Origin of the sequence: Microbacterium mitrae (assembly GCF_008017445.1) — a bacterium.
Lineage (GTDB): Bacteria > Actinomycetota > Actinomycetes > Actinomycetales > Microbacteriaceae > Microbacterium > Microbacterium mitrae.
On the sequence record NZ_VRSW01000002.1, the window covers coordinates 54,131 to 80,229 of the forward strand.

General features: G+C 63.9%; 27 protein-coding genes and 1 tRNA gene. 15 read left to right on the plus strand and 13 right to left on the minus strand.

Annotation, left to right across the window (positions count from 1 at the left end):
* Positions 1-9 precede the first annotated feature (9 nt).
* The 5 genes from FVP60_RS07065 to FVP60_RS07085 all read right to left on the minus strand — a co-directional run bounded on the left by FVP60_RS07065 (position 10) and on the right by FVP60_RS07085 (position 6,253).
* Entirely contained in the window at positions 10-1,731 is a 1,722-nt protein-coding gene (locus tag FVP60_RS07065; RefSeq protein ID WP_246132511.1) for a sensor histidine kinase, read from the minus strand.
* Positions 1,732-1,815: 84 nt separating this feature from the next.
* A complete protein-coding gene (locus FVP60_RS07070; protein WP_147825590.1) occupies positions 1,816-2,502 on the minus strand; it encodes a response regulator transcription factor in 687 nt (228 codons plus the stop codon).
* Positions 2,503-2,557: 55 nt separating this feature from the next.
* Positions 2,558-4,201, minus strand: a complete 1,644-nt coding sequence (locus tag FVP60_RS07075; RefSeq protein WP_147825591.1) for a DNA repair helicase XPB — start codon at positions 4,199-4,201, stop codon at positions 2,558-2,560.
* 54 nt (positions 4,202-4,255) lie between these two features.
* A complete protein-coding gene (locus FVP60_RS07080) occupies positions 4,256-5,959 on the minus strand; it encodes a helicase-associated domain-containing protein (protein WP_147825592.1) in 1,704 nt (567 codons plus the stop codon).
* Between the two features lie 9 nt (positions 5,960-5,968).
* A complete protein-coding gene (locus tag FVP60_RS07085) occupies positions 5,969-6,253 on the minus strand; it encodes a multidrug ABC transporter ATPase (protein WP_147825593.1) in 285 nt (94 codons plus the stop codon).
* A gap of 101 nt (positions 6,254-6,354) precedes the next feature.
* On the opposite strand from FVP60_RS07085, the gene FVP60_RS07090 reads away from it, so the two are divergent.
* Both FVP60_RS07090 and FVP60_RS07095 read left to right on the plus strand, forming a co-directional pair.
* Complete coding sequence (locus FVP60_RS07090; protein ID WP_147825594.1) at positions 6,355-6,738, plus strand: cold-shock protein; 384 nt, start codon at positions 6,355-6,357, stop codon at positions 6,736-6,738.
* The gene (locus tag FVP60_RS07095; RefSeq protein WP_246132512.1) at positions 6,728-7,663 is read left to right on the plus strand and encodes a DUF3027 domain-containing protein; all 936 of its coding nucleotides are present in this window, start codon (positions 6,728-6,730) and stop codon (positions 7,661-7,663) included. The genes FVP60_RS07090 and FVP60_RS07095 overlap by 11 nt, the downstream gene beginning before the upstream one ends.
* 72 nt (positions 7,664-7,735) lie before the next feature.
* Here FVP60_RS07095 and serC read toward each other — a convergent pair whose 3' ends face one another.
* The gene (gene serC / locus FVP60_RS07100; RefSeq protein WP_147825595.1) at positions 7,736-8,848 is read right to left on the minus strand and encodes a phosphoserine transaminase; all 1,113 of its coding nucleotides are present in this window, start codon (positions 8,846-8,848) and stop codon (positions 7,736-7,738) included.
* A gap of 95 nt (positions 8,849-8,943) precedes the next feature.
* Between serC and FVP60_RS07105 the strand changes: the two genes are divergently transcribed.
* From FVP60_RS07105 to FVP60_RS07115, 3 genes are all read left to right on the plus strand, one after another.
* Positions 8,944-9,645: an iron-dependent transcriptional repressor DtxR gene (locus FVP60_RS07105; RefSeq protein WP_147825596.1), complete on the plus strand. Its 702-nt coding sequence runs from the start codon at positions 8,944-8,946 to the stop codon at positions 9,643-9,645.
* A 323-nt stretch (positions 9,646-9,968) separates the two neighbouring features.
* Complete coding sequence (locus FVP60_RS07110) at positions 9,969-10,862, plus strand: M23 family metallopeptidase (protein ID WP_246132513.1); 894 nt, start codon at positions 9,969-9,971, stop codon at positions 10,860-10,862.
* A gap of 310 nt (positions 10,863-11,172) precedes the next feature.
* Entirely contained in the window at positions 11,173-11,670 is a 498-nt protein-coding gene (locus tag FVP60_RS07115; protein WP_147825597.1) for an HNH endonuclease, read from the plus strand.
* Positions 11,671-11,691: 21 nt separating this feature from the next.
* Here FVP60_RS07115 and FVP60_RS07120 read toward each other — a convergent pair whose 3' ends face one another.
* Complete coding sequence (locus FVP60_RS07120) at positions 11,692-12,087, minus strand: class-II aminoacyl-tRNA synthetase family protein (protein ID WP_147825598.1); 396 nt, start codon at positions 12,085-12,087, stop codon at positions 11,692-11,694.
* 116 nt (positions 12,088-12,203) lie between these two features.
* Complete coding sequence (locus tag FVP60_RS07125; RefSeq protein WP_222705906.1) at positions 12,204-12,860, minus strand: DUF1214 domain-containing protein; 657 nt, start codon at positions 12,858-12,860, stop codon at positions 12,204-12,206.
* A gap of 30 nt (positions 12,861-12,890) precedes the next feature.
* Here FVP60_RS07125 and FVP60_RS07130 point away from each other — a divergent pair, with 30 nt between their 5' ends.
* From FVP60_RS07130 to FVP60_RS07155, 6 genes are all read left to right on the plus strand, one after another.
* A complete protein-coding gene (locus tag FVP60_RS07130; RefSeq protein ID WP_187240598.1) occupies positions 12,891-13,892 on the plus strand; it encodes a SulP family inorganic anion transporter in 1,002 nt (333 codons plus the stop codon).
* Positions 13,893-13,952: 60 nt separating this feature from the next.
* Complete coding sequence (locus FVP60_RS07135; RefSeq protein ID WP_147825601.1) at positions 13,953-15,110, plus strand: sensor histidine kinase; 1,158 nt, start codon at positions 13,953-13,955, stop codon at positions 15,108-15,110.
* The gene (locus FVP60_RS07140) at positions 15,107-15,760 is read left to right on the plus strand and encodes a response regulator transcription factor (RefSeq protein WP_147825602.1); all 654 of its coding nucleotides are present in this window, start codon (positions 15,107-15,109) and stop codon (positions 15,758-15,760) included. The genes FVP60_RS07135 and FVP60_RS07140 overlap by 4 nt, the downstream gene beginning before the upstream one ends.
* Before the next feature lie 83 nt (positions 15,761-15,843).
* A complete protein-coding gene (locus FVP60_RS07145; RefSeq protein WP_147825603.1) occupies positions 15,844-16,593 on the plus strand; it encodes an ABC transporter ATP-binding protein in 750 nt (249 codons plus the stop codon).
* Complete coding sequence (locus FVP60_RS07150; RefSeq protein ID WP_147825604.1) at positions 16,590-17,345, plus strand: ABC transporter permease; 756 nt, start codon at positions 16,590-16,592, stop codon at positions 17,343-17,345. Before FVP60_RS07145 ends, FVP60_RS07150 begins: the two co-directional genes overlap by 4 nt.
* An 11-nt stretch (positions 17,346-17,356) precedes the next feature.
* Entirely contained in the window at positions 17,357-18,109 is a 753-nt protein-coding gene (locus FVP60_RS07155) for an ABC transporter permease (protein ID WP_187240599.1), read from the plus strand.
* 13 nt (positions 18,110-18,122) lie between these two features.
* Here FVP60_RS07155 and FVP60_RS07160 read toward each other — a convergent pair.
* Both FVP60_RS07160 and FVP60_RS07165 read right to left on the minus strand, forming a co-directional pair.
* Positions 18,123-18,195 (minus strand) — tRNA-Arg (locus FVP60_RS07160).
* A gap of 59 nt (positions 18,196-18,254) precedes the next feature.
* Positions 18,255-18,779, minus strand: a complete 525-nt coding sequence (locus FVP60_RS07165) for a methylated-DNA--[protein]-cysteine S-methyltransferase (protein ID WP_147825606.1) — start codon at positions 18,777-18,779, stop codon at positions 18,255-18,257.
* A 191-nt stretch (positions 18,780-18,970) separates the two neighbouring features.
* Between FVP60_RS07165 and FVP60_RS07170 the strand changes: the two genes are divergently transcribed.
* Both FVP60_RS07170 and FVP60_RS07175 read left to right on the plus strand, forming a co-directional pair.
* On the plus strand, positions 18,971-22,642 hold the full coding sequence (locus tag FVP60_RS07170; RefSeq protein WP_246132514.1) for an AAA family ATPase: 3,672 nt from the start codon (positions 18,971-18,973) through the stop codon (positions 22,640-22,642).
* Positions 22,639-22,821, plus strand: a complete 183-nt coding sequence (locus tag FVP60_RS07175; RefSeq protein ID WP_147825607.1) for a hypothetical protein — start codon at positions 22,639-22,641, stop codon at positions 22,819-22,821. Before FVP60_RS07170 ends, FVP60_RS07175 begins: the two co-directional genes overlap by 4 nt.
* A 121-nt stretch (positions 22,822-22,942) precedes the next feature.
* Here FVP60_RS07175 and mscL read toward each other — a convergent pair whose 3' ends face one another.
* Genes mscL through FVP60_RS07190 form a run of 3 tightly spaced genes read right to left on the minus strand, consistent with a single transcriptional unit; the run spans position 22,943 to position 24,258 of the window.
* Positions 22,943-23,335 (minus strand): large conductance mechanosensitive channel protein MscL, encoded by a 393-nt coding sequence (gene mscL, locus FVP60_RS07180; RefSeq protein ID WP_147825608.1) that lies wholly within the window; start codon positions 23,333-23,335, stop codon positions 22,943-22,945.
* Between the two features lie 25 nt (positions 23,336-23,360).
* On the minus strand, positions 23,361-23,645 hold the full coding sequence (locus FVP60_RS07185; RefSeq protein ID WP_147825609.1) for an FmdB family zinc ribbon protein: 285 nt from the start codon (positions 23,643-23,645) through the stop codon (positions 23,361-23,363).
* A gap of 22 nt (positions 23,646-23,667) precedes the next feature.
* Entirely contained in the window at positions 23,668-24,258 is a 591-nt protein-coding gene (locus FVP60_RS07190) for a 5-formyltetrahydrofolate cyclo-ligase (protein WP_147825610.1), read from the minus strand.
* Positions 24,259-24,307: 49 nt separating this feature from the next.
* On the opposite strand from FVP60_RS07190, the gene galU reads away from it, so the two are divergent.
* Positions 24,308-25,195 carry a UTP--glucose-1-phosphate uridylyltransferase GalU gene (gene galU, locus FVP60_RS07195; RefSeq protein ID WP_147825611.1) on the plus strand — a complete coding sequence of 296 codons (888 nt, stop codon included), beginning with the start codon at positions 24,308-24,310 and terminating at the stop codon, positions 25,193-25,195.
* 6 nt (positions 25,196-25,201) lie between these two features.
* Positions 25,202-25,810 carry a GNAT family N-acetyltransferase gene (locus FVP60_RS07200; RefSeq protein WP_187240600.1) on the plus strand — a complete coding sequence of 203 codons (609 nt, stop codon included), beginning with the start codon at positions 25,202-25,204 and terminating at the stop codon, positions 25,808-25,810.
* Positions 25,811-26,099: the final 289 nt, after the last annotated feature.

Genomic DNA, 26,099 nt, shown 5'->3' on the forward strand with positions numbered 1-26,099 from the left:
GAGCGTTGGCTAGCTCTCGCCGAGTTCGGCAGACATCTCATCAATGTCTGCCTGCGTGAGCCGCTGCAGCGGCTGCGTCTCGATGTTGAGGTGTTCGGCAGCCTCCGGTCGCGACGCCAGCGGGAAGGAGATGCGGAAGGTCGCACCGCCGCCCGGGGTATCTTCGACGGCGATGTTGCCGTGGTGCGCCTCGACGATCGAGGCGACGATCGCGAGCCCCAGACCGGAACCACCCGTTTCGCGGGTACGTGACGTGTCGGCACGCCAGAACCGCTGGAAGATCTGCGACTTCATCTGATCGGGAATGCCGTCGCCGTGGTCAATGATCGCAATCCATCCCATGGTTTCGGTCTCATCCACACCCACGGCGAACTCGATCGGTGAACCCTCGGGCGTATAGCGACGCGCGTTGCCGACAATATTCGCGACAACCTGACGAATCTTGTCTTCGGCGCCCAGCACAATCGGGTCACGCGCAGGCGGCGGCAGAATAGCCTCTTCCATCACCGGCTGTACCTCGCCCGGTGCGGCCGCCGGGCGCGGGCGCCGCCGCAACCGCTGCAGGGTGGCCTCGGCAAGCGAGAAAGCCGCCGTGGCAGGCGCACGCCCCTTGCGGGGGTGCGACGATGTTCCGTGCTCTTTGCCGTGCTGCACAGCAATGGGTGCCGTCGGAGGCTGACGCTCGGTGAAGACAGTGACCGGCCGGTCGGGGGCCTGGGCGCGTAGATCCATCGCCGCGTCGCGAGCGATGGGGCGAAGGTCGACGGCCGCGAAGGTCAGTGGACGCTTCTCGTCGAGGCGGGCGAGGGCCAGCAAATCTTCCACGAGCGCAGCCATGCGGATGGCTTCTTTTTCGATGCGATCCATGGCCTGGGCGGTGTCTTCTTCACCGCGAATGGCGCCCATGCGGTACAGCTCGGCGTAGCCGCGAACCGTGACCAGCGGGGTGCGCAACTCGTGGCTTGCGTCGCCGACGAAGCGACGCATTTGTCGCACGCTCGCATCGCGCTGCGCGAGAGCGGCGTCCATCCGCCCCAGCATGGTGTTGATGGCCGTCTTCAGTCTGCCAACCTCGGTGCGTGGTTCCGCACCCGCCATGCGCTGACTGAAGTTGCCGGCCGCGATTGCCATAGCGGTCGATTCCACCTGGCCCAGACTCCGAAAGGTCAGGGTTACGAGCCAGCGGGTCAGCATGCCGACCGCGATGATCGTGACGGTAGCGAGGATGCCGAAAATGCCGAGATACGTGCCGACCGAGCGGTCGACATCGGCGGTGGGGATTGCGACCAACTGGCTTACCAGCACATCGCCCTGCGAGGTCGGAACCGTCGCCAGCTCGACGCGCGCGCGAAACGCCGCGGGCTTGCCATCGACGGAGGCGAGGTCAGAAGCACTGTCGCGCTGCGGCCCGATGTCCAGGCGCAGCGTTGACGGGATGGCGGGCTCTTCGTAACCATAACCACCGGCAGCCGCGACAAGCTGATCGTTCACATAGATCGCGGTGAATGGCATGGTGCCCGGAACCGTCGATCGCGGTGAGAAGGTCAACTGCCCATCGGCCTCGGTGATTTCGAACACCTGCTCGGGGGTGATCGTGGACGCCTGCTGCTTCAGCGAGTCATCGATCTGCTGAATGAACGCAGAATGCAAGAACGGAACGGCGCCGACGCCGGCCGAAAACAGGCCGATCGCCAGCACCGCGACGGTGACACCCGTGACCTTCGCGCGCAAGCTGACGCCGCGCCACCAGCGCGTCAGCGTATCGGGTGAGTCGTCCAGAAGGAGCGCCTCCTACTTCGGGAGAGTGCGGTGATGTTACTTCGAGGTCTTCAGCATGTAGCCGAAACCGCGCTTGGTCTGAATCAGCGATTCGGTGGCGTGCGGGTCGATCTTGCGACGCAGGTAGGAGATGTAGCTCTCCACGATGCCGGCATCGCCGTTGAAGTCGTACTCCCACACATGGTCGAGAATCTGCGACTTGCTGAGCACGCGGTTGGGGTTGAGCATCAGGTAGCGGAGCAACTTGAACTCGGTGGGGCTCAGGTCAATGGCCGTGTCGCCAATGTAGACATCGTGCGTGTCTTGATCCATCGTCAGCTCGCCGGCACGGATGATCGACTCCTCATCGGCCTGCATGGTGCGGCGAAGGATCGCCTGAATGCGGGCAACGATCTCGTCGAGGGCAAAGGGCTTGGTGACGTAGTCGTCACCACCGGCGTTGAGGCCGGCAACCTTGTCTTCGGTGTCGTCTTTGGCGGTCAAGAACAGAATCGGTGCCGTGTAGCCCGCCTCGCGCAGACGCTTGGTCACGCTGAAGCCATTCATGTCGGGCAGCATGACGTCAAGCACGATCAGGTCGGGCTCTTCTTCGAGCACGGCGGAGATGGTCTGCGCGCCGTTGATAACGGCGCGGGTCTGGAATCCGGCAAAACGCAGACCCGTGCTGAGCAGGTCGCGGATGTTGGGCTCGTCGTCGACGATAAGGATGCGCGGTGCGGTCATGCCCCCATTATTGCCACCCCAGGCTATGGATTGGCTAAGGTTTGAGCGAATGTCGCTAAGCCGCTAGCGAATCAGCATCCAAAATCGTGTAACTGTAGCCCTGTTCTGCCAAGAATCGCTGCCGATTTTGGGCGTAATCCTGGTCCACCGTGTCGCGCGCGATCAGGGTGTAGAAACTCGCCGTGTGCCCTGATTTCTTGGGGCGCAGCAGGCGTCCGAGGCGCTGCGCCTCCTCTTGACGGGAGCCGTAGGAGCCAGAGACTTGGATAGCGACGGAGGCTTCAGGCAGGTCGATGGAGAAGTTTGCCACTTTCGACACGACCAGTACCGAAATTTCTCCGGTTCGAAACGCCTGAAACAGCACTTCGCGCTCGTCGACGGGCGTGGCGCCGGTGATTTTGGGTGCGTTGAGGGCGTCAGCGAGCGTGTCAATCTGGTCAAGGTACTGACCGATAATCAAGATCTGCTCACCCTCATGCTTGGCGACCAGATCACGCACGGTTTGAATCTTCGCCGGCGCTGTCGAGGCCAGGCGATACCGCTCATCGTCTGCTGATGCGGCGTACTCAAGGCGCTCCAATTCCGGCAAGTCGATGCGCACCTCGTAGCAGACCGCGGGAGAGATGAACCCCTGCGCCTCGATCTCCTTCCACGGCGCGTCAAAGCGCTTCGGCCCGATCAGGCTGAACACATCGCCCTCTCGGCCGTCTTCACGCACCAGCGTTGCGGTCAATCCGAGCCGTCGTCGCGCCTGCAGGTCGGCCGTCAGTTTGAAGACGGGCGCAGGCAACAGGTGCACCTCGTCATACACGATGAGGCCCCAATCCAGCGCGTCGAGCAGCGCCAGGTGTGCGTATTCACCCTTCCGCTTGGCGGTGAGAATTTGGTACGTCGCAATGGTGACCGGCTTGATCTCTTTGCTCTGTCCGGAGTACTCGCCAATTTCCTCGGGCGTCAACGTGGTGCGCTTGAGCAGTTCATCACGCCACTGCCGCGCGCTCACGGTGTTGGTCACCAGAATGAGCGTCGTGGTCTTGGTCTCGGCCATCGCGCCGGCGCCCACCAGCGTCTTTCCGGCGCCACATGGTAGCACGACAACACCGGAACCACCGGCAACGAAGGTGCTGACTGCATCGTTTTGGTAGGGGCGGAGGGAGAAATCGTTGGTCTCATCCATCGCGATTTCGTGGGGTGTGCCCGGGGTGTATCCGGCAAAGTCTTCTGCCGGCCACCCAATCTTCAGCAGTTCCTGCTTGATTTGCCCGCGCGCCCACGCGTCGATGACGTAGGTGTCTTCGGTGGGGTGGCCGACGAGCAGGGGAGAGATGCGCTTGTTGCGAGCCACTTCGGTGAGCACCGCGCGGTCGGCGCTGCGCAAAATCAGGGTGCCCTCGTCGTCACGCTCAATCGAAAGGCGACCGTAGCGGCCAACCGTCTCGGTAATGTCGAGGGCGACCGACGGCGGCACCGGAAACTTTGACCACCGGTTGAGCGTGTCAAGCATGTTTTCGGCATCGTGCCCGGCGGCGCGCGCATTCCACAGTCCGAGACGTGTCACACGGTAGGTGTGGATGTGTTCTGGCGCGCGCTCAAGCTCCGCGAACACCGCCAACTCATGACGAGCGGCTTCGGCATCGGGGTGTGCAACCTCGAGCAGAACGGTACGGTCACTTTGCACGATCAGGGGGCCATTAGCCATAACGTGCAATTCTACTCGCGGTTTTGATGGGCAGTGCCGAATCGCCCCCGGCGACTAGCTCAATGTTTCAATACGGGTGATGTGAGACACCGGCAGGGTGCGTTCCACATCGGCCGCCTTATCGCGTCCGCGCAGGCGCCCGCCGCCAAAACCTGAAGCCTCCAGCGTGAAGGTGCGTGCCTCGGAACCAGGAATGGCGACCGTGACAGAGACCGTGCTGCGGTGGCGCACGGCGAGTTCAACCTCACGCTCCAACCAGGCGGTTTCTGAGTTGTCGGCCGTCGCTTCGCGCAACCGCTCCACGAGCTCGGCGTAACTGCCCTCCGACGACGCAGCCGATGGTTCCGCTAGCCGGTGTCGCTGTAATCGCTCCGGCGACCCGTCTGCGGCCACCAGGGTGACGGGGTAGTGCGCGTCGGCGAGTGCGACGGCAACGGTGTCGCGGCTCACGCGCGAAAGAAGACCGCGCGCCGAGCGCATCAAACCCAGCGGCCGCAGCGCTTGGTCAACGGCCATCGTGTCGATCAACGCGTTTGTCTCGGCGGTGACCAGCGTGTGCTGGCCGTCGCCGTCAATGCCAACGCGAATGGAACCATGACGCCGCGCCGATTCGCCCACGAGATAGGCGAGGGGCTGAGGGATACCCGTGAGCGAGATCTGATTCAAGAACTCGGTGATCGACTCTTCGGTCTCGCCGCCGGTCACCGCATCCATCAATGACGACGGCGTGAATCGATAGGTTGACGCCTGGGCGTGGGACTCGCGCACTGCCATAGAGCGCAGCCGAATGTCGAGAGCGGCCTCGAGGGGGCCGGGGCTGATGGCGGTGAGGTCATGCTGCAGGTAGATCTGATCGACCTCGTGCGGGAGAAGCTCCGAGAGCGCCTCGCGATCGGGTTCACCGCCGGCGAGCAGGGGAGCAGCCCACGGCGTTGGCTCGCCGCTTGCGGTCAGCAGGCCGAGCAAGAACAGTGCGGTGCGAATCCGATCAGCGCGCGCCGGCCACTCCGGATCCCACGGGTAGGCCGCGGGCCACTCCGCCACGGCGATGACGGCGTTGTCGGCACCGCGCATCCCCGCCGGAAGAAAAGCGACGACCGCCCTGGCGATACGATCCCAGCGCTCGCGGTTGGAGGCGCCAAGCCAGCTCGCGCCCGCTGGCGTCGCCATCCATCGACGATCGATCGGGGCGGTAAGGCCAGCAACCTGGCCAACGCGCAGCAGCGTGTCAACATCCTCGGCGTCATCAACGACGTTAGCTTCGGCGAGGCGACGACGCTCTGCCGCGCTCACGGCACCGGTTCCGATTTGCGCAAGCGGGCTGGTCAGCAGCACCGTGAGCAGATCGGCGATGTTGCCGATGGTGGTGAAGGCACGCTCCGCCGCGCGTGCCGCGGGCTCAGACGAGACAGATTCGCGTGCGGCACCCGTCTCGGCGGCACCCAGATCGCGAACGACGTTCGCAACGGGCGTGTACATGGTTCCGTCTGGTGAAACGAAGCCTGAGCGCACGAGCGTGTCGTCCGTGACGGCGAGCGGTAAGCCCTCGGCCAGCGCTCGCAGCGTGACGGCCTGCGGGGCGGCAATCGCTCGCAGCCCGGTCGTAATCGATGCCGGCTCTAGCAGGGCCTCGGCGGCGTCGAAGAAGTCACGCCACGCGACGCGTGACGAAACGTCGCGCTCGCGAAAGAGTTGGTCGAGAGCGTCGTCGCTCTGCGAGGCGAGGGCAACAGCCAACCCCCGTGCGTCTGTCGTCATATGACGAAGCTACCGTCGCTGATCGCTGCGAGCGGCCTTGGCCAGCTTGGCGCGGCGCACCGTGTTTGACACCAGCAGTGTGAAAAACAGGATCACGCCCACCGGCAGGCCGTAATACATGATGCCGCTCACGATGGTCCAAAACGGGGTGCCGAAGTCGACGGTGACCATGGAACCGATGATGACGGCCACAAAGCAGAGAACAGCCGCGACGATGAGCGTCAGCGACGACACCGCCAGAATGCGGTCAATGCGCGTGACGGGAACCTCAGCGTCAGAATTTTCATTACTCATCACCCTCCAGTGTATTCGCCTCGACCCGGGTAGGCTGGTGAGCGGGTCATTTGGCCCGGCTTTTCAGCGCCATTGGGGCGCAAGATTTCAGTGAGGGTGCTATGCCAGCGGGCAAAGTCCGTTTCTACGACGAAGAAAAGGGATTCGGTTTCATTTCGGCTGAGGACGGCCAAGACGTGTTTTTGCATGTCACCGCCCTGCCAGCCGGCTCGCCTGCGCCCAAGCCGGGCGCGCGGGTCGAATTTGGCGTCGCCGAGGGCAAGCGTGGCCCGCAAGCGTTGGCGGTGCGCGTATTGGAGGCTCCGGTGAGCCTGGCCAAGAAGAACCGCAAGCCTGTCGATGACATGGCAATCATTATTGAAGACCTCGTGAAGCTGCTCGACAACCTCGGCGGCGACCTGCGCCACGGCCGATACCCGTCGTCAAGCCAGACTCGCAAGGTCGCAACGGTACTGCGCAAGGTGGCGGACGAGCTTGACGTTTGAAACAGATGACACCGTGACGCCGGGCGAGCCCGACGTGACGCCAGGGGTCGTAGCGAACGACGCGGCGGAGTCCGCCGTGTCTGCTGCACCAGAAGCGGCGATCGTCGAGGCGGCCAACGTTGCCAGCGAGGCACCGGAACCAGTGGGTGGCGAAGCGGTGGAACCTGTGGTCGCGCCCGCCGAGACACTTGTCGAGATCGAGGCTGTGGCTGAGGCTGTTGTCGTGGCTGAGGCTGAGGCTGAGGTCGCGGCTGAGGCTGTTGTCGCGCCTGCCGTCGTGGAGCCGGACGCAGCCCTGCTGGCGGCGCACGACCTGGCGTATGCCGCGCTGCTGGAAATCACTCCGGCGGCGACGATTGGTGCGCCAGCCGGTCACATCGTGGAGCCCGATGGCGTGGTCTCGCTGATGTTCGAGACGACACTGCTGGGGTATCCCGGATGGTTCTGGACGGTGTCCTTGGCACGCGTGCCGGGAGATGAGCCGACCGTGCTTGAGGCCGAACTCCTGCCCGGAGAGCGGGCGCTCGTCGCCCCCGACTGGGTGCCGTGGGCGGTGCGACTGGCCGAGTATCAGGCCGCACAGGTCGCCGCTGCGGAGAACGCCGCTGGCGAGGCGAGCGACGAGTCTGATGACGACCTCGACGACGAGATTGACGACGACGATCTTGACGACGACGAAGATCTCGACTTCGACCCCGACGATTTGCACAGCGAAGACGACGACGACCTTGACGGCGTTGACATCGACGCATTGGGCGAGGTCAGTCTGAGTGCCGACATCGACGATGACGCTGACGACGACGGCGACGACTCGGCAGGCGAGTCCGATGACACCGATGACGATGAGTCAGACGGTGAGCCAGAAGCAACCACCGAGCCGGCGAAGAAGCGCCGCCGGTTGAGCTGGCGGCGCCTGCGCCGCTAAAGCGTCGATAACGCAAACAAAGTGCGGGGGCAGAACCATGGTTCCGCCCCCGCACTTTTCTTGCTTGGGGCGTTAGCTGTTGGCCAGCACGTAGTCGATGCTACGAATCAGCTGACGCACATCGTTCGGCTCGATCGAGACGAAGGTTGCGACGCGGAGCTGGTTGCGGCCCAGCTTGCGGTAGGGCTCGGTGTCGACGATGCCGTTGGCGCGCAAGGTCTTGGCGATCGCTGCGGCGTCGATCGAGTCATCAAAATCGATCGTGGCGACGACGGGGGACCGGTGCTCGGGGTTTGACACGAACGGGGTTGCGATGGCAGATGCCTCGGCCCAGTCGTAGAGCGCCCCGGAGCTTTCGCGCGTGCGCGCGTCTGCCCACGCGAGCCCACCGTTTGCGACGATCCAGTCGAGTTGGCTGTTGAGCAGGTGCAGCGTCGTGAGCGCGGGTGTGTTGAGAGTTTGGTTCAGCCGCGAGTTATCCAGCGCTTGCTTCAGGCTCAAGAACTCCGGAATGTAGCGGCCAGAAGCCGCGATGCGCTCGATGCGCTCAATAGCCGCGGGCGACACCACGGCAAACCACAGGCCGCCATCGGAGCCCAGGTTCTTCTGCGGCGCGAAGTAATAAACGTCTGCCTCAGTGACGTCGAAGTCGATGCCGCCGGCAGCACTCGTCGCATCGACGACCGTCAGCGCGCCCTCGTCGCCGTGCACGCGACGAATAGGAGCCGCCGCTCCCGTTGAGGTCTCATTGTGCGGGTAGGCGTAAACGTCAACGCCCGCCACCACCTCAGCCGCTGCAATGGTTCCGGGCTCGGCATTGCGAACGTCTGGCGACTGCAGCCAGGGCGCCGCGGCAGCCTTGGCGAACTTGCCGCCAAACTCGCCGAAGACCAGGTTCTGCGCGCGGTTTTCGATCAGCCCAAACGCCGCGGCATCCCAGAAGGCGGTCGAGCCGCCATTGCCGACGATGACTTCGTAGCCATCGGGCAGACGAAACAGCGTGCCCATCAGTTCGCGCACCGAACCAACCAGGTTCTTGACGGGAGCCTGACGGTGCGAGGTTCCCAGTAGCGAAAGACCGACCGACGCGAGCGACTGGATCTGCTCCTCACGCACCTTGGAGGGGCCGCAACCAAAGCGGCCGTCAGCGGGAAGGAGGTCTCGGGGAATCTCAACTGTCGCCATGCGCTCAGTGTAGTTCGTCGGGCGCGGGCGTCCGGAGAGTGTGACGGTGAAAGTCGGTAGGCTAGAACCATTCCTTTTCTGAGCTGTGAGGCCTCATGACCGACCTGATCGACACCACCGAAATGTACCTCCGCACCATCCTGGAGCTGGAGGAGGAGAACATTACGCCGCTGCGTGCTCGCATCTCGGAGCGCCTCGGTCACTCTGGTCCGACGGTCTCGCAGACGGTCGGTCGCATGGAACGCGATGGTCTCGTCGTCGTCTCAGAAACTCGTACGCTCGAGCTCACCGAGCAGGGGCGCCAGAAGGCCGTTGACGTGATGCGTAAGCACCGTCTGGCCGAGCGTCTGCTCTCGGATGTGATCGGCTTGGACTGGGCATACGTGCACGAAGAGGCGTGCCGCTGGGAGCACGTCATGAGCGAGCAGGTTGAGCGTCGCCTTGTCGAGCTTCTTGGCCACCCCACCGAATCGCCCTACGGCAACCCGATTCCTGGCCTTGACCAGGTCGGTGGCGAAACCAATGCCACCTTCGAGCAGGGTGTCGTCGGCCTCGTGCAGCGACTGACCGACGCCGGTCGCCCCATCGAGGGCACCGTGCGCCGCCTCGCGGAACCCGCGCAGGTCGACCCGGAACTGCTGGAGCAGTTCCGGGACGCCGGCGTTGTGCCCGGCGCACGCGGCCAGTTCCGCTTCAACGAGGGATATGTGCTGGTGGAGATGGACGGCAACGAGTCTGGTCTCGAGCTGCCGGTCGAAGTGGCCGCGCACATCTTCCTTCTTGACGACCGCGCGTAACCCGTTATCGCCCGGGTTTTGCCCCGGGTTCACGCGGAATTACGCGAATCGGCTCGGGCTGTGAGGTGTGCCACAACGGCCGCACTTCGCAGTTATGGATCATCTCCAAGATGAGAATTCTCGCGAATGTGCCGTCTCAGCGAGACAATATCGTTACATTCAGGTAGCCTTGCTCAAGTCCGAGGGCGAGAAGCTGGCCGGAGGACACCGTGGAAACTGCCTCGCTGGCTCGTCACTTCCGCGGGTCCCGATGCACAAAGTGCCCTGAGTAACAGAGTGCCGACGAGCCGCCACTGTCGTGGAGAGGCGCCCGGAGGATCAGCTTGTCGTCACAGAACGAATCGTTGAAGAGCGATACCGACACGTCGGTAACCCCATCTTCAGCCCCGCGAATTACCCGCCGCAGTGCAGAACAGACCAAGAAGAAGCCCGTCGCCCAGGCGCAGGCTCGCACCAAGCTCCGCCCCATTCGGGCGCTGGGCATCTTCGGTGCCGTCGCCGGTCTGATCGCCACTGTCGCACTTCCCGCCTACGCCGCGTTCCAGCCGGCGACGGAAGAATCCATCACCCTGCAGCAGGTTGCTGAAGACGGCGCCCAGACGATGGTTGTCGCGTCTGACGCCGACACCACCAACCTGCCCGCCAACTCGTACGCTGCGACGACGATTGATGAGATCGAGCAGAAGAAGGCAGAAGAAGCTGCCGCGCAGCGCGCTAAGGAGCTCGCCGAGCAGGCCGCGGCCGCGGCAGCGTCCAGCTCTTCAACCTCGTCCAGCGCCTGGGCAGGCGCTGACCTCTCCATGGTTCCGGCTGGTTCCGGCGCCGTGATCTTCCCGCTGCAGAGCTATTCGTACATCGGTGACGGGTTCCGCTCGCGCGGCGGTGCACACGATGGTGTCGACATCTTGGCTCCGGCCATGACCCCGATCTACGCGGCAGCAGATGGCGTTGTCACCGTCTCGAGCGAGAGCTACTGGGGCTACGGCGTCGGTGTTGTCATCGACCACGTCATCGGCGGACAGCGCGTTTCAACGCTTTACGGACACATGACCTACGGCACCCGCCTCGTCAGCGTTGGCGACACGGTTTCGGTCGGCCAGCCCATCGGCGCTGTCGGCACGACCGGCCGTTCGACGGCTAACCACCTGCACTTCGAGGTAGAGGTTAACGGTTCGCTCGTCGATCCCATGGCCTGGCTCGAAGCGAACGTCGGCTAACGATTCCCAAGAATTAACCCGCCAGTGACCAGAAAAGGTCGCTGGCGGGTTTACTCTTTACCCGACGCGGAGAAAGCAGAGAGTGAGCACATGAACCGACGACCACGCACCCAAACCATGGGTGCAGGAGGCCGAGACGTTCTGTTGCAATGCCTGCGACACGAAATGCATAGCCCTGCTGTGCGACTGAAAAGGTGCTGTCTGACAAGACAGCGCCTTTTGTCGTTTTCTGGCACTCTTTCTGCCGCCACCACGCCGCCACGCATCGAAGCGCCCAGCAGCCTGCCGGGCCCCATCGAGAGGACGACGGATGCGCACGTTGGTATTAAACGCCGGATATGAGCCGCTGGCCGTGGTCTCGTTCAAACGAGCCCTGCTGTTGGTAATGAATGACAGAGCGACGGTTCTGGAGTGCGTCGTCGATGACCCGGTGTGGACGGCGACGACGGTGTATGACCGCCCCGCCGTCATTGTTCTTACGCAGTACATTCGCCTTCCCAAGACGCGGCGCACGCCCGCAACGCGACGCGGAGTGCTACGTCGCGATGCGTTCCGGTGCGCGTACTGCGGCGGCACAGCATCAACGATCGATCATGTGCAGCCGCGATCTCGCGGTGGCGATGGCTCCTGGGAGAACCTGGTGGCGTGCTGTCTTCGATGCAACAACATCAAGAGCGACCGCACACCGCAGGAGATGGGGTGGGAGCTGCGCATTACGCCGCGCGCACCACGAGGCGGAACCTGGGTGGTGCGCGGCGCGGAACGCGCAGAAGCGTCGTGGGAGCCGTATCTGGGGGTGGCGGCTTAGCCCACGACGCTTCTGGGTCGGTTACTTGGCTGCGCTCTTGGCGCCGTTAGCCTTTTCGCGCAGGAACAGGAGCGCCAGGATCCAGCCGCCGAGGGCGGTCACGATCCAGACGACGAGCGGCGCGAGCACCCAGGCAACGGGCGACTCGATGCGCAGACCGCCAGGAAACAGGGTGGCGACAAAGAGGGCGAGGAGCGTCGTTACCAGCCCAATGCCGCCAAGAATGGCATCGGCATATTTGCGCGCCATGTTGAAGACAAACGGCCCCAGAATTGATTGCGCAATGGCAAAAACAGCCACGGCAACGATAAAGCCACCCACTTCGAGCTTCACGTCGGGAATGAGCCAAGCGGCGACCAACAACCCGAGCGCTGCGGTCAGCAGGTTGATACCCACGCGGATCAACATTCGAATCATCGCGAAACCTTTCTTACGGGTGCGCGCGCGCCCGCTGCTAGAAATTGAGCTGGCCGACGGCTGACTCATGCTCAGTATGGCAAACCGCCACGCGGGCGGCTATGCACCCGCCTGCGTCATCCGGCCGGGGGCGATTCGTCGAGGCCGGGAAAGCTCCAGGTTCCATCGAGCACCTCGGCACGCGGGCGATAGAGGCGAACCAGATAGTTCCAACCCGGCATCACCGGAAGCACATTGGGATCACCATCACCGCCACCAAACGTGACGGTGAAGGTTCCGTCGTCATTGCGGGTGCCGACGATGTTGTCGATGCTGTAGGCGCCCAACGGGTTCTGCTCAAAGTAGCCGTCGGCGTTGTAGAGGGAGATTGACCAGAAGCCGTCAACCGGAACCTCGCCAATCGTGAGCGGGTAGCGGCCGACGGCGAGGTTGGGGCTGACCATGATGTACGACGCTTCGTGCTCGGGCAGCCCGCCCCACCCGAGCGCCGTGCCGATCAGGTGACGCACCGGGTCAACCGCGCTCTTGGTTCCGAAGCAGCGCTCCAGCCCGCCAAGGCCCGCACCCAGCTCCAACAGGGCGTTGCGCGTTGCGTCAAGCGACGCCTCGTCGTACGGCGGGAGCTCGAACGCCCGCGAAGACGCCGACGTCACCAGCAGCCGTCGTTGCAGGTCATTCACAATCTCGATGTCGGCGGGGTCTTCGGGGTTCACCAGAATGCGCGCGGCGAGCATGACGTAATCGGTGTCGAACTCTGCAGTTGTCCAAAGCAACAGGTGGCGTTGCTTCTCAGGGTTGCCGATGTGCCGAACACCCTGCCGGGGCTGTCGCTCCCCGACATTTCGCTGATCCTGCCCCTCGTGCTGCCTGCGCTTTCTCTCGCTCTGGTCGCGCTCGTGCAGGGCGCCGCCATCAGTGGTTCCATTGCGAACCCCAACGGCCGCTACCCTGATCCGTCGGTGGACTTCAGCGGGCAGGGCTTCGCGAATATTGCGGCGGGGATGTTCCAGGGCATGCCGGTGGGCGGCTCAATGTCGGCCACCGCGCTCGTGCGGGCCGCGGGAGCGAAGAGTGCGCTCGCCAACCTGATTGCCGCGGTCGTGATGGCGGCGACGATTCTGCTGCTGGGCTCGGTGATTGGCTACATCGCGATGCCCGCGCTCGCGGGATTGCTGATTCTCGTCGGGGTGCGCACGTTCAAGCTGCACGACGTGATGATGGTGTGGCGCACCGGCCCCATCCAAATCACCGTGCTCACGGTCACCTTCGTGCTGACGCTGCTCATTCCGCTGCAGTACGCGGTGCTGAGTGGTGTGGGTCTCGCCGTCATCTTGCATGTCGCTCGGCAATCCAATCGCGTGACCGTCAAGCAGTGGGTGTTTGACGAGGGCGAGGCGCTGCCCAACGAAATCGCGCCGCCAGCGGCCGTTGAAGCGGGCGCGGCGATCGTGTTGGTTCCATATGGCAGCCTATTTTTCGCCGCCGCGTCCGTGTTTGAGGCGCAACTGCCGGAGATCGCGAAAGATGCGCGGCGCGCGGTGGTGATCATCCGCTTGCGCGGCAAAGATGAATTGGGCAGCACCTTTATTCGCGTGCTGGCGCAGTACGCGACGCGCCTGCGCCGTTCTGGCGGCGCCCTGATGCTTGCCGGCGTGAGCGCAAAGGTCTACGAGCAACTCGCCGTGACCGGTGTGCTGTCGATCCTGGGCGCCGACAATGTGTTCATCGAACAACCCCGCGTCGGCATCGCGTTGCGTTCGGCGATGGATAAGGCGCAGCGCTGGCAGCGCGAAGGCGATGAGTAAGCCGGGGTGGGGGAAGCTAACCTTAGGTCAGAATCGAAGCGAGCAGTTAGGGCGGCAGGTATGGCGGCACTCGAGACCTCGGCCGATCGGGCTTCCACGTCATCGGAATCGCGGTCGCGGCTCGTCGCAAAGCGACTCGTGCTGCGTATCGTCTTCGCAGGCGTCGTCTTTGTCGGATTGTGGCTGACCGTCACGCCTCCGGAAGGTGCCCGTGGACTACAGCTCCTGCTGGGAGTGGCTGCCATGCTTGCGGCCACGCTCAGTCATTGGGCCCCCGGCTCCGGTGTCCTGCTCGCGGTGGCCGCAACGACAACAGCCTGGGCGCTAAATTTGACAGCCGACCCGTTCCTTCTAGCTGGCGTCGGAGTGTTTACGAGTGCGGAGCGCCGCGGCACGCGCCGGTTTCCGTGGTGGTTGCTTGTCGCTGGGACGCTCCTGATGCTGGTCACTTTCGTGTTCGGTGGTCCGCCGAATTTGGGTGGATTCGAGGAGCGGATGCGCGGGGTTCTGCTCGGTGCGGTCGTGCTTGCGGTGTCATGGGTTTTGGGAGTTCGCACCCGTCAAGCGCAGCAGGTGGCTGAAGAACAAGTTCGAGCTGACGAGCGGTTACGGCTGGCCCGCGACGTACATGATGTTCTCTCGCACTCGCTCGGTGCTATTGGTGTGCGCGCGGGCGTGACAGCGCACGTCGATGCGCTCGGCGAGCCAGAACTGCGGGAAGCGCTACGGGCGATCGAATCTCAGGCGCGGGATTCGCTGGCTGAATTGAAGCTACTGTTGCAACGCGAACGTGACGGCAAGCTCGAAACTGCCGCTGCCTCGTTGCCCCTCAGCGGCATTCTCCGCGATGTTTCCGCTACGGCGAAGCTGGCCGGGCTGGAAGTCGATCTCCACTACGACTCTGAAGTCGATCAGCTGCCCCCGTCGATCCGCACCACGGTGCATCGCGTCGCGCAGGAGGCGGTGACAAACGCCCTCCGTCACGCCGGAGCCACCCGGCTCACGCTCACTGTCACACACACTGCCACCGACGCGGTTGTTGCAGCGAGCGATGATGGCGTGGGTGTGTCTTCGGGCTTTTCGTACGGGCACGGTCTGACGGGGATGCGCGAGCGCGTCAGGCTGCTGGGAGGCGAACTCTGCATCGATTCCGGTCAGCCAGGGTTCCTCCTCACGGCGCGGATCCCGCTTCCGCAACACGAAGGAGCGGCACGATGATGCCGATTCGGGTCCTGATCGCCGACGACGAAGCCGTGGTGCGCGACTCGCTGCGCCTACTCATTGAACATGAGCCAGGGATGGTCGTGGTCGCGGAGGCCGCCGACGGCGTGGGCGCTGTCGAACGCGCCGCGGTCTCTCACCCCGATGTCGTGCTGATGGATGTGCAGATGCCTATCATGACCGGCCTTGAAGCGACTCGGCAGTTGTGTAGAGAAGCCGCCGGGCCTCGCGTGATCGTGCTGACCACGTTCGATCTGGACGAATATGCGTTCGAGGCGCTTCAGGTCGGCGCATCGGGGTTCCTCCTCAAGAACAGCCCACCCAGCGACGTGCTGAGAGCCGTCCGGGTCGCCAGCGAAGGTGATGCGCTCCTCGCGCCCGAACTCACGCGCAGGTTGATCGACCGCTTCGTTCGCCCTGGAACCGCGCGGTTAGCAGATCCGCGAATAGAGAAGCTAACCGAGCGGGAGCGAGAGACGCTGACCCTGGTCGGGCGCGGCCTATCGAACGCTGAGATCGCTGCCAAGCTGTTCGTTACGCAGACCACGGCACGCACCTATGTCAGCCGGATCCTCTCGAAGCTGGGTGCGCGAGACCGCGCACAGCTCGTGGTCCTCGCCTACGAGACTCGACTGATCAGCGTCTAGGACAAGATGTCGCGGCTCCGCGCCGAGAGATTGTCGACACCCGCAGACTGACAACCTCGGGCGGTTTCGGTTGGCTAGTTGTCATGATCGAAGTCACTCATCTTGTCAAACGTCACGGCTCCAAGACCGTGGTGGACGACGTCAGTTTCACTGCGATGCCGGGTCGTGTCACTGGATTTCTCGGGCCCAACGGCGCCGGCAAATCGAGCACGCTTCGCATCCTGCTTGGCCTGGATCGCCCTACCTCCGGCACGGCACTCGTCGATGGGGTGGCATATCGGTCGCTTGATCGTCCCCTGCAGCGTGTGGGGGCAATGCTCGACGGCCCTGGCGCGAACAAGGGGCGTACCGCCCGTGCTCACCTCCGCTGGGTCGCGCAATCCAATGCGATTCCCACCTCGCGCGTCGAGGAAGTGCTGGCCCTGACCGGACTGCAGGGAGCGGCTGGAAAGCGCATTGGCGCCTTCTCGCTCGGCATGGGGCAGCGACTCGGAATCGCCACGGCGCTACTTGGCGACCCGGGCATCCTCGTGCTCGATGAGCCCACGAACGGGTTGGACCCTGACGGCATCCGCTGGATGCGAGGTTTCCTCCGCTCGCTTGCTGATGCCGGCAAGACAGTGCTCTTGTCGAGCCACTTGATGAGCGAGATGGAAGACACCGCAGACGACATTGTGGTGATCGTCCGGGGCCACGTTGTTGCTTCTGGTGCAGGCAGCGAGGTGCTGGGTGACCATGCCAGCTTGGAAGAAGCGTTTTTTGCGCTCACGGATGCGCGCACCGAGTATGGTGCCCGGGCCGAGCACCCGGACCCCGAGGGGCGCGACCGATGATCGCGCTCGTCCGTTCCGAGGCCACCAAACTACTTACCACCAAAGCGGTCTGGATTCTCGCCATTGTCGCGGTTCTCGCGACCTGGCCCATGTCAATGACAAATTCGGCTACCCCACCCAACCTCCCCGCGGACAGTGAACTGCTGTTCAGCTCCGCACCGATCCCACTCGACTACCAGGGCTTCGAGATGGCCGGTTTTGGGTACGTGCTCGTTGTCGCAATCGCATCGTTATGGGCGGGAAGCGAATACGGCGGCGACGGTCAAATCCGTACGACACTGCTCGCCACCCCGAAGCGGCTTCGGGTATTTCTCGTCAAGATAGCGCTCTTGGCGTTCGTGGTCGCCGTGACAGGATTCTTGACGATGACTGGGGCGCTCGTCATTACCCATGCGGTCGGAGAAGCAGGAATTAATCCCTGGGCGCTGACGCCCGTGATTTGGGCGAATATTGGCGGCGTCGTGCTCGCATGGACGTTCACGGCGTTGATCGCCTTCGCCGTCGGCACCATAGCGCGCACCGCCATCCTGCCGCTCATCTTGATCTCACCGCTCGTGATCGGCGTCGGTGACTTCCTCGTCGGGCTCTGGCCCGGCGCGAAGGCCCTCCCCACCACTGCAGGAGCCTCGCTATATAGCGATCCCGCGACAGGACTGTTCCTTGAACCTGCCTTGGGTGGCCTCATCCAAGCAACATGGGCAGCCGTTCTGGTCGCCATTGCGGCGGTTACGTTTACCCGTCGAGACCTGTGAGAGGCGACATCATGGCCCGCGCCCACTTCAGAGACACCCTGCGTGCCGAGTTCACGAAGGCCCTTTCTCTCCGCAGTATTCAGGCGACGATCGCAGCAGCGCTCGTTGTCCCCGGACTGCTCGCGCTGGCGTCGGGTTTCGCGTTCGATCCAGATCGGCGTGCACAGTTCCCGCTCGAATCGCAGGGCTTCGAGACCGCAGGGTTCGGGCAACCTCTGGTCATACTCCTCGCCGCCCTCATCGTCGGTACGGAGTATCTCGACGGACAATTGCGCACCACGCTCATCGCGACCCCGAATCGAGGGCGTGTGCTCAGCGCAAAAGTTTTCATCATCGCCGTTCTCTCGGCGGGGATTGGCTTGATATCGATCAGCCTGTCCGTGCTCATGAAGCATGCAGCGCTCGGCGAATACGGCATGACATTTAACGAAGTCAGCGCCGGGATGATCTGGAACCTGGTAGGCGTCGCCGTGAACTACATGCTAATCGCGCTAATTGCCGCGAGTATCACGTTGCTCGCTCGTACGTTCATCGTGACCCTGGCGGTGCTGATTCCCATGGTGCTAGGCGTCACCGTTTCACTCGTCAGCCTCATCCCGCTGCTCAAATTTCTGCCCGACCTCGCAGGGATCCAGCTTCTGATGGAATACCCCGGCCTTGACGTTCTCGACCCACTCCCTGGAGCCGCAGTGATGACAATCTGGACGTTTGCGCTCTGCGGGACAGCCTGGTTCCGCTTCCGCAGTAGGGACACGCTCTCATGAGTTGGATGCAGGGTGCCCCCGACTGGACTCGAACCAGCGACGCACGGTTTAGGAAACCGACGCTCTATCCACTGAGCTACGGGGGCGTACCTCTAGCCTAATCGGCGGTTCGACCCTCGCGTGACAGGGGGGCGCCGGGGCTCCTTTACGCGGTGGCGGCTGCCGCGAGCGCTTCTCGTTCTAGCTGGATCAGAAAGCGTTTGGTCTCGGGGGAGGAGCCGTATTCGCCAACGGAACCATCGGAGCGGATCACGCGGTGCACGGGAACCACGAGGGAGAAGGGGGTGGTGCGGCAGGCGGAGCCTACGGCGCGTGCAGCCCGTGGCCTGCCCGCGAGCGCGGCGATTTCGCCGTAGCTCGCCGTCTCGCCGTAAGGGATCTCGGTGATCGCCTGCAGCGCCTGCGCGGCAAAACCGGTGCCCGCGAGCCGCCAATCAAGCGGGAGGTCAAATGACCGTCGCCTGCCGTCGAAGTACTCGTCGGCCTGGCGGGCGAGTTCACGTGCCGCACCCGGCTCATGAACGGGGGTTTCAAAGAGCAGCCGTGCGACGCGTTCCACCTCCCACAGCGGGTCGGTTTCTGTGACGTCGACGCTCACGAGCGCCTCGCCGGCGAAGACAGCAACAAGCAGGCCGATCGGTGTAGGGGCGGCATCCCAGGTATATGACATGGCTTCATCCTGTGCGCCTCGCATGGTTCCAGAATGACACGTTCACGCACTGGGGAGAACAGGCGTTGTTCTTGTCTCGGTGGAGGAGCCAATTTGCCGCGATTTCTCGGTCAAACTGCGCGAGGGATACCGAGAATCACGCGCGAGGCGACCTACTGTGGTAAATGTCGGCAACAGGAGGGCGTCTCTTCATGAACGAAGATCGCGAATTCGCGCAGGCGGTGCAGCCTGGAATGGTCGGCGACCTCGCTCCCGGTGTGGTGGCCGCGCACATTGCGCAACCCGCGCGCGATCGAATCGTCGCCGAAAGCGCCGACCTTGGCGGGGCGTCGCCGCTTCTTCGCTATCACGATGTTCCGGAAGCCGGCATCGAAATCACGAAGGCGCACCCCGGTAGCCTGCCGCAGTTCATTACCGGACGATCCACGCTGCTTTCTGGGCTCTTTCGCGATGAGGTGGCGTTGCGCACCGCGCGCATTGCCGCGGAGCGGATCACCGCCAAGAACGTTGAGCTGCGTGCCGTTCGCGGCATCGACGCCGTGCATCTGGCCACCGGTCTTGCCTCGTGGCGCATCGGCGGCGTGGAATACACGGCCCCGGTGCTGCTGCGCCCGCTTGCCATTCGCCGGCACTACACCGACTTTGAGCTGAAGCTGCATGGCGCCATGATCGTGAACCCGGAGCTGGTTCGCGCGATGCGTGAGCACTACGGCATCACGATCGACGGCACCCGCCTGGCGGTGCTGGCGCACGAGGGCGGCGTCTTCAAGCCGCAGCGCGTGATTGACGAATTGCGACGCATCACCACCCGCATCGACACGTTCGCGGTGCACCCGCGCCTGATCGTTTCGACCTTCGCCGACGTCGCAGCACACATGAGTGCCGATGGCGGGCTGGACCACCCCATTCTTAACGCGCTCGCCGGCCACGCCGATGACCGCGACTACCTCAAAAAACAGCGGCCGATCGCGGCATGGGCCGGTCCTGATGACCGCTCTCCCGCCGCCGACACACTGTTGCTGGACGCCGATGCCGAGCAGGAGCGCGTGCTGTCGCGCATCATCGCCGGCCAATCGCTCGCGGTTGCGACTCTGCCCGGCACCGGCGGCACGCAGACCATCATCAACGCCGTCGGTGCGCTCGTGCAGGCAGGCAAGCGCGTTCTTGTCGTTAGCGCACGCCGCTCAACCCTTGACGGGTTCCGTCACCGCCTGGTGGGCATCGGTCTCGATGGATTGGCCGTGAGCCCCACCAGCCTGCAAAAAGATCTCATCCGCGCCATTAGTCGCAACGAGAAGGCAACGCAGCCAGCAGCCGCGGAGGTCGACGAGGCTCTGGTGAGTCTGCGCGCCGTACTGCGTGACTATCGCGCCGCCCTCACGCAAAAGCACCCCGCGTTTGGCGTGAGCGCGCTCGACGCGACGCGCGAGCTTGCGAAGATCGCGCAGCACCCGGAACCACCCAACACGCAGGCGCGACTGGATGCTCGCGCGCTCGCCGCGTTGTCATCGAGCCGCACCGCCGCCGCCGAGAAACTGACGCTGGCCGCCAAGCTTGGTGAGTTTGAGTTCGGCCCCGACGATTCACCCTGGTACGGCGCGGCGTTCGAGTCGACGGCAGCAGCACAGGCCGCTCACGAGCTGGCAGGCAAGCTTCACAAGACCGACGTGCCCAGCCTGCTTGAGCGTGGCTATGCCCTCATTTCACAGACGCGCATGCGTCCGTTCCTCACCGTGGACGAGCTGGGGGAGTACCTCAAGCTGCTCCAGGGCATCCTCGAATCGCTCGACAAGTTCAGCCCCACCGTGTTTGAGCGACCACTGACCGATCTGATCGCCGCCCACGCGACGCGGCGCGATGCCGTGCAGATGTCGAGTGCGCAGCGCCGACGTCTGAAGACCGTCGCGCGCGAATATGTGCGCCCCGGCGTGCACGTGCAAGACATGTATGACTCGCTGGTGCGCATTCAAAAGCAGCGCACCGCCTGGCAGCGCTACGTCGACCAGGGTGTGGTTCCGGAGATTCCCGCGGGCCTGCAAGATGTCGCGGTCGCCTGGCAGCGCGTTCACGCCGACCTCGCCTCGCTCGATAAGCCCCTGGGCCGCGCGGGCGCCGCGAAACTCTCAGCGCTTCCCGTCGCACAGCTCGTGCGCACGCTGGCTGGCCTCGCCGCCGAATCCACGTTCTTCGACAACCTCATTGAGCGCAGCAAGCTTCGCGTGGAGTTGGCGCGGATGGGGTTGGAACCATTGCTGTCGGATCTCTCCGAACGTCACGTTCCGGAGCATCGCGTTGCGGTGGAGCTGGAGAGCGCCTGGTGGCTGTCGGCGATCGAACACTTGCTGCAGACTGACGAAGCACTCCTCGGCGCGCAGACCGCCGTCGTTGATCGACTGGAGCGCGACTTCCGCCTCGTTGACGAGGCACATAACGCCAACTCCGGGCCGCTTCTTGCCTGGCGTCTGGCGACCGATTGGCGCATTGCGCTGATCGATCAGCCGGCTGAGGCACAGGCGCTTCGCGGTGCGATCACGCGCGGCGCGCCCACCCCGGCCACGCTGCGAGCCGCAGCGCCCGCGCTGACGCGAGTCTTGGTTCCGGTGTGGGTCGCTTCGCCGTACGAAGTTCCGTTGATTCCCGACACCGATTTTGACGTGGTGTTGATCGCCGATGCTGGCGCCATCAACACCACCGAGGCTGCGCCCGCGATTCGTCGCGCCCGCCAGGTCGTGCTGTTTGGCGACCCGGTCACGCAGGCGCCGACGCCGTTCTCCATCGCAACTGCAACGTCGGGGGAGTGGGAAACGGAGAATCCGTTCGACACGACTAGTGTTTTCGAGCGGGTGGCTGACCTGGTTCCGGTCGAAACGCTCACCCGCAGCTACCGCGCGGGTGGCGAAGACCTCGCCGAGCTCGTGAACGACGCGTTCTACGGCGGCGAGATTGTCTCGATGCCGTGGGCGGGCTCGTACCTGGGTCGCGGCAGTCTTACCGTCGATTACGTCGAGGGCGGCATCGGCACGCCCGACCCGATCTCGGGCGCCGTGGAGAGCCCCGAGGCCGAAGTGCAGCGCGTGGTGACGGTGGTTGTCGAGCATGCCGTCAACCGCCCCAAGGAATCGCTCATGGTGGTGACCGCGAGCAGGCGCCACGCCGAGCGCGTGCGCACGGCCGTCGCGCACGCCTTTGCCGGCCGCGCCGACGTTGCCGACTTTGTCTCACGCGACAACGGTGAGCCGTTTGCGGTGTTGACGCTCGAAGAATCGGTCGCCGAAAGCCGCGACCGCGTGATTTTCTCCCTCGGCTTTGGCCTGACCCGTCACGGCCGCGTGCTCAGCGACTTTGGTGACCTATCGACCCCCGACGGCGAGCGCCTGCTGACCGTCGGCATGACGCGCGCCCGCCGTTCGATGACGATCGTGTCGTCGATTCGGCCCTCGGCGTTCACCGACGATCGCCTCGAGCACGGCGCCGCGACGCTCATGTCGATTCTTGCGGGCGTCGCAGAGCGCTCGCGCGAACAGCACCTTGAAGATCTCGCCGACCCGCTTGTGCTCCAGCTGGCACGCGAGTTGCGGGCACTCGGTGTCACATTGAACGTGAACTACCGCGGGGTGCTGCCGCTCGTCGCGCAACACAACGGTCGCGCCGTCGTCGTCGAAAGTGACCCCGAAATCTACGGCGACTCGCTGCGTGAGTCGCTGCGCCTTCGCCCTCAGGCGTTGCGCAAGCTCGGGTGGCACTATGTTCGCGTGCACTCTTTTGACCTCTATAGCGATCCGGCACGTGTCGCCGCGCGCATTGCCTCGCTGCTCGGCGTCATGCCGTTCGCCGAGACTGAGGCGGCCGAGACCGCATCATGAGCGATGAGCGACAGCACGTGGTGCGTGTCGCGGGATCGCGGCGCGCGCGGCTAACGCCTGCTCCCGGAACCACGGGGGAGCCGGAGACGACGACGGATTTCGCGAATGTGGAAGCGGAACCAGCAGGTTCTGGCCCCAACGACGAGCGGATGCGCCGCGAGGTTCCGCCTCACTACTGACGGCTTGTCGTTTCGTCTCGGGCGCTGCGCGTCCTCGCTCAACGGGCGGGGTGGATGGGCTGGTGAGAAGCAGGAAGGCGCCTCCCGTTGGGCGGCGCCTTCCTGTGCGAATGGTGGCGAACTACGCCTTCTTCTGCTCGGTGAGCAGGTCGCGAATCTGAATGAGCAGGTCAGTCTCGGAGAGGGTGGCCTCTTCTTCGGTGACGCCAGCCTTCGCGGCCTGGATTTCCTTGAACTTGTTCATCGGCACGACCATGACGAAGTACACGACGGCTGCGATCGAGACGAACTTGATGAGCGCGGCAAGAATCATGCCCCAAGCGATGTGCCAGTTACCGATCGAGAAAACCGCCTCGGCGATCGATCCGGTCGGCGTCGTGGCGGCGATGAGCGGCGTGATGAAGCCGTCAACGATCGCGGTGACCACAGCGGTGAAGGCCGCGCCAATGACGACGGCAACGGCGAGGTCAATAACGTTGCCTCGCAGGATGAAATCTCTGAAACCCTTAAGCACGGTGTGCCCCTTTGCCTGAATTCTGCTACGACGCGGTGGTCGCGGAGGAGGTTCCTCCAGAAGTAGATGATGGCGCAGAAGTCCCGGTCGCGCCAGAAGACGCGCTGGAATCGGCGGAACCTTTTGTTGCAGAGGCGCGCGAATCGGTGCGATAAAAACCGCCGCCGTTGAACGTCACACCAATTGATCCGTACTGCTTGCGTAGTGCGCCGCCGCACTCTGGGCACACCGTGAGGGAGGCTTCGCTGAAGGATTGAACGGCATCAAAGGCGTGGCCGCACTGCGTGCAGGCATAGGCGTAGGTAGGCATGGGTTCTTTCTGAAATGAAGCGTTAGTGCGCGGCAAAGGTGACGATGCGCGTGGGAGTGACGACGCCGCTGACAGGCTGGTCGTGCGGTTCCGCCGGAACCTCGTCAAGGAGTTCGGAGTCGAAGATCACCGCATAGACGGGTGGGCACTTCTGCATTGAACCGATGGTCTTATCGAAGTAGCCTCGGCCCCAGCCCAAACGCATGCCAGACTCGTCGACCGCGGCAGCAGGAATCAGCAGCAGATCAACCTCGTCAACCGCAATCGGTCCGAGCAACTCGCCCACCGGTTCCGGAACCCCCAGCGGGCCATCCGTCTCGTCGCCGTCGACGGTCGCGACGACCCAGTCGAGGAGCCCGTCGGCGCGGGTGCTCGGCAGCAGCACGCGGAGCCCCCGCTCAATCGCCTGATTCACGAACGTTCGTGTGCCGGGTTCGAGAGTCGTGGAGAGGTAGCACGAAATCGACGTCGCGCCGGTGGCGTCGACGAGGTTCCACAACTGCTCGGTGAGCGATTCTTCGGCGTGCTCTTGCTGAATAGGGGAGAGCATGTGGCGGCGCTGCCGCAAGTCTGCACGCAAAGCCTGCTTGACGTGCTCGATATCTTCGGGCATGACACGATTCTATGCGGGGAATCAGATTCAGGCCGACTAGGCTGGGGCAATGCCAGAAATACGCATGAAGGCCGTCATTCCAGCTGCCGGCCTCGGCACTCGCTTCCTCCCCGCGACGAAGGCGATGCCCAAGGAGATGCTGCCGGTTGTTGACAAGCCGGCCATTCAGTACGTGGTCGAAGAAGCGGTGCAAGCCGGGATCGAAGATGTTCTCGTCATCATCGGCCGCAACAAGAACTCGATCAGCGACCACTTCGACGCGATGCCGGAGTTGGAGACGAAGCTCATCGACAAGGGCGATGACGCTCGCCTGCGGCGTGTGCAGCACTCGTCTGATCTCGCTGACATCCACTTTGTTCGTCAGGGCGAGCCCAAGGGTCTCGGTCACGCGGTGCTGCGGGCCAAGGCTCACGTTGGTAACTCCTCGTTCGCGGTGCTGCTGGGCGATGACCTCATTGACGAGCACAACCCGCTTCTGCCGTCGATGATCGCCGAGCACGAAAGCCGTGGCGCGAGCGTCATTGCGTTGATGGAGGTCGACCCCGACCACATCCACCTGTATGGCGCGGCCGCCGTTGAGCCCACCGACAACCCCGACGTGGTCAAGATCACGGGCCTCGTTGAGAAGCCTGCGAAGGAAGAAGCGCCGTCGAACCTCGCGGTGATCGGTCGCTACGTGCTGAGCCCCGAGATTTTCGACATTCTTGAGGTCACCGAGCCCGGTAAGGGCAATGAGATTCAGCTCACCGACGCGCTTCAGGTGCTGGCCACCGACGCCGACGGCCCGGGTGTCTACGGCGTGATCTTGCGCGGACGCCGCTACGACACCGGTGACCGCGTTGACTACATCAAGGCGATCGTTCAGCTTGCCGCTGACCGCGCCGATCTCGGCCCTGAGCTACGCCCGTGGCTCAAAGAATTCGCAGCAGACCTGTAGGCCGAAGTGGAGCCTCAGATCACGAGCCATCACGGCCCGATCACGCTCCGCTTGGTAAAACCCAAGGACGCCCGAGCGCTACAACACGAGCTCATGTCTAATCGGGCGTGGCTTTCCCCGTGGGAAGCCACGATCCCGGGCATGACATCGTCGTTTGACATGCGCTTGGGTGTTCGCCGTCTGCTGCAGCAATATCGCGACGGTCTGAGCGTTCCGTTCGTCATGGAATACAACGGTGAAATTGCCGGGCAGCTCAACATTTGGGGCGTCGCCCGCGGCTCGCTCTCCTCGGCCACGATCGGCTACTGGGTGTCAAAGCAGTTCGCAGGCAAGGGCGTCACCCCGACGTGTGTGGCGATGGCGACCGACATCGCGTTTCAGCAGTTGCGCCTACACCGCATGGAGATCTGCATCCGCCCCGAGAACAAGCCGAGCCTGCGCGTGGTGCAAAAGCTGGGGTTCCGCTACGAGGGCATGCGCAAAAACTACATTCACATTGACGGTGACTGGCGCGATCACTACGCCTTCGCCCTCACCGCCGATGAGGTACCAGAAGGCGTGCTTCGTCGCTGGGTTTCTGGGCGCGCCCCCGAGTCAGCCGCCGCCATCGTTTAGCGGCGTTGCGGTTACCGGCGTTTTCGGCTCTTCGCGGCCGCGCGCCGACGTGAGAGCCGGAGATTCACGCCGGAGCAGGAGATTTTCGGGCAATCTCGCCTTCCGCGGTCGCAATCTCCTTCTCTCGCGTGCTGGTGCGGTGGGCCCGGGGGCGGAACGCGCGGGGCACCGAAGCGGAACGCGCGGGGGTGGAACCGGCATTCGGGGTTGGAAACACGAATCAGGCGGCAGGCGCGGGGCGGCAGTCATGGTTCCGGAACCAGGGTTGCGGCCACGAAACTGGCCTGCG

Excerpts from the sequence above, each read along its gene's own strand:
- FVP60_RS07150 (WP_147825604.1), top strand. The coding sequence starts at position 16,590 with ATGATCGCGCTCGTCCGTTCCGAGGCCACCAAACTACTTACCACCAAA.
- FVP60_RS07070 (WP_147825590.1), bottom strand. The coding sequence starts at position 2,502 with ATGACCGCACCGCGCATCCTTATCGTCGACGACGAGCCCAACATCCGC.
- FVP60_RS07075 (WP_147825591.1), bottom strand. The coding sequence starts at position 4,201 with ATGGCTAATGGCCCCCTGATCGTGCAAAGTGACCGTACCGTTCTGCTC.
- FVP60_RS07175 (WP_147825607.1), top strand. The coding sequence starts at position 22,639 with ATGAGCGATGAGCGACAGCACGTGGTGCGTGTCGCGGGATCGCGGCGC.
- FVP60_RS07165 (WP_147825606.1), bottom strand. The coding sequence starts at position 18,779 with ATGTCATATACCTGGGATGCCGCCCCTACACCGATCGGCCTGCTTGTT.
- FVP60_RS07090 (WP_147825594.1), top strand. The coding sequence starts at position 6,355 with ATGCCAGCGGGCAAAGTCCGTTTCTACGACGAAGAAAAGGGATTCGGT.
- FVP60_RS07135 (WP_147825601.1), top strand. The coding sequence starts at position 13,953 with ATGGCGGCACTCGAGACCTCGGCCGATCGGGCTTCCACGTCATCGGAA.
- FVP60_RS07085 (WP_147825593.1), bottom strand. The coding sequence starts at position 6,253 with ATGAGTAATGAAAATTCTGACGCTGAGGTTCCCGTCACGCGCATTGAC.
- FVP60_RS07145 (WP_147825603.1), top strand. The coding sequence starts at position 15,844 with ATGATCGAAGTCACTCATCTTGTCAAACGTCACGGCTCCAAGACCGTG.
- FVP60_RS07185 (WP_147825609.1), bottom strand. The coding sequence starts at position 23,645 with ATGCCTACCTACGCCTATGCCTGCACGCAGTGCGGCCACGCCTTTGAT.
- FVP60_RS07115 (WP_147825597.1), top strand. The coding sequence starts at position 11,173 with ATGCGCACGTTGGTATTAAACGCCGGATATGAGCCGCTGGCCGTGGTC.
- FVP60_RS07105 (WP_147825596.1), top strand. The coding sequence starts at position 8,944 with ATGACCGACCTGATCGACACCACCGAAATGTACCTCCGCACCATCCTG.
- FVP60_RS07120 (WP_147825598.1), bottom strand. The coding sequence starts at position 12,087 with ATGATTCGAATGTTGATCCGCGTGGGTATCAACCTGCTGACCGCAGCG.
- FVP60_RS07155 (WP_187240599.1), top strand. The coding sequence starts at position 17,357 with ATGGCCCGCGCCCACTTCAGAGACACCCTGCGTGCCGAGTTCACGAAG.
- FVP60_RS07190 (WP_147825610.1), bottom strand. The coding sequence starts at position 24,258 with ATGCCCGAAGATATCGAGCACGTCAAGCAGGCTTTGCGTGCAGACTTG.
- FVP60_RS07140 (WP_147825602.1), top strand. The coding sequence starts at position 15,107 with ATGATGCCGATTCGGGTCCTGATCGCCGACGACGAAGCCGTGGTGCGC.
- FVP60_RS07170 (WP_246132514.1), top strand. The coding sequence starts at position 18,971 with ATGAACGAAGATCGCGAATTCGCGCAGGCGGTGCAGCCTGGAATGGTC.
- serC (WP_147825595.1), bottom strand. The coding sequence starts at position 8,848 with ATGGCGACAGTTGAGATTCCCCGAGACCTCCTTCCCGCTGACGGCCGC.
- FVP60_RS07080 (WP_147825592.1), bottom strand. The coding sequence starts at position 5,959 with ATGACGACAGACGCACGGGGGTTGGCTGTTGCCCTCGCCTCGCAGAGC.
- galU (WP_147825611.1), top strand. The coding sequence starts at position 24,308 with ATGCCAGAAATACGCATGAAGGCCGTCATTCCAGCTGCCGGCCTCGGC.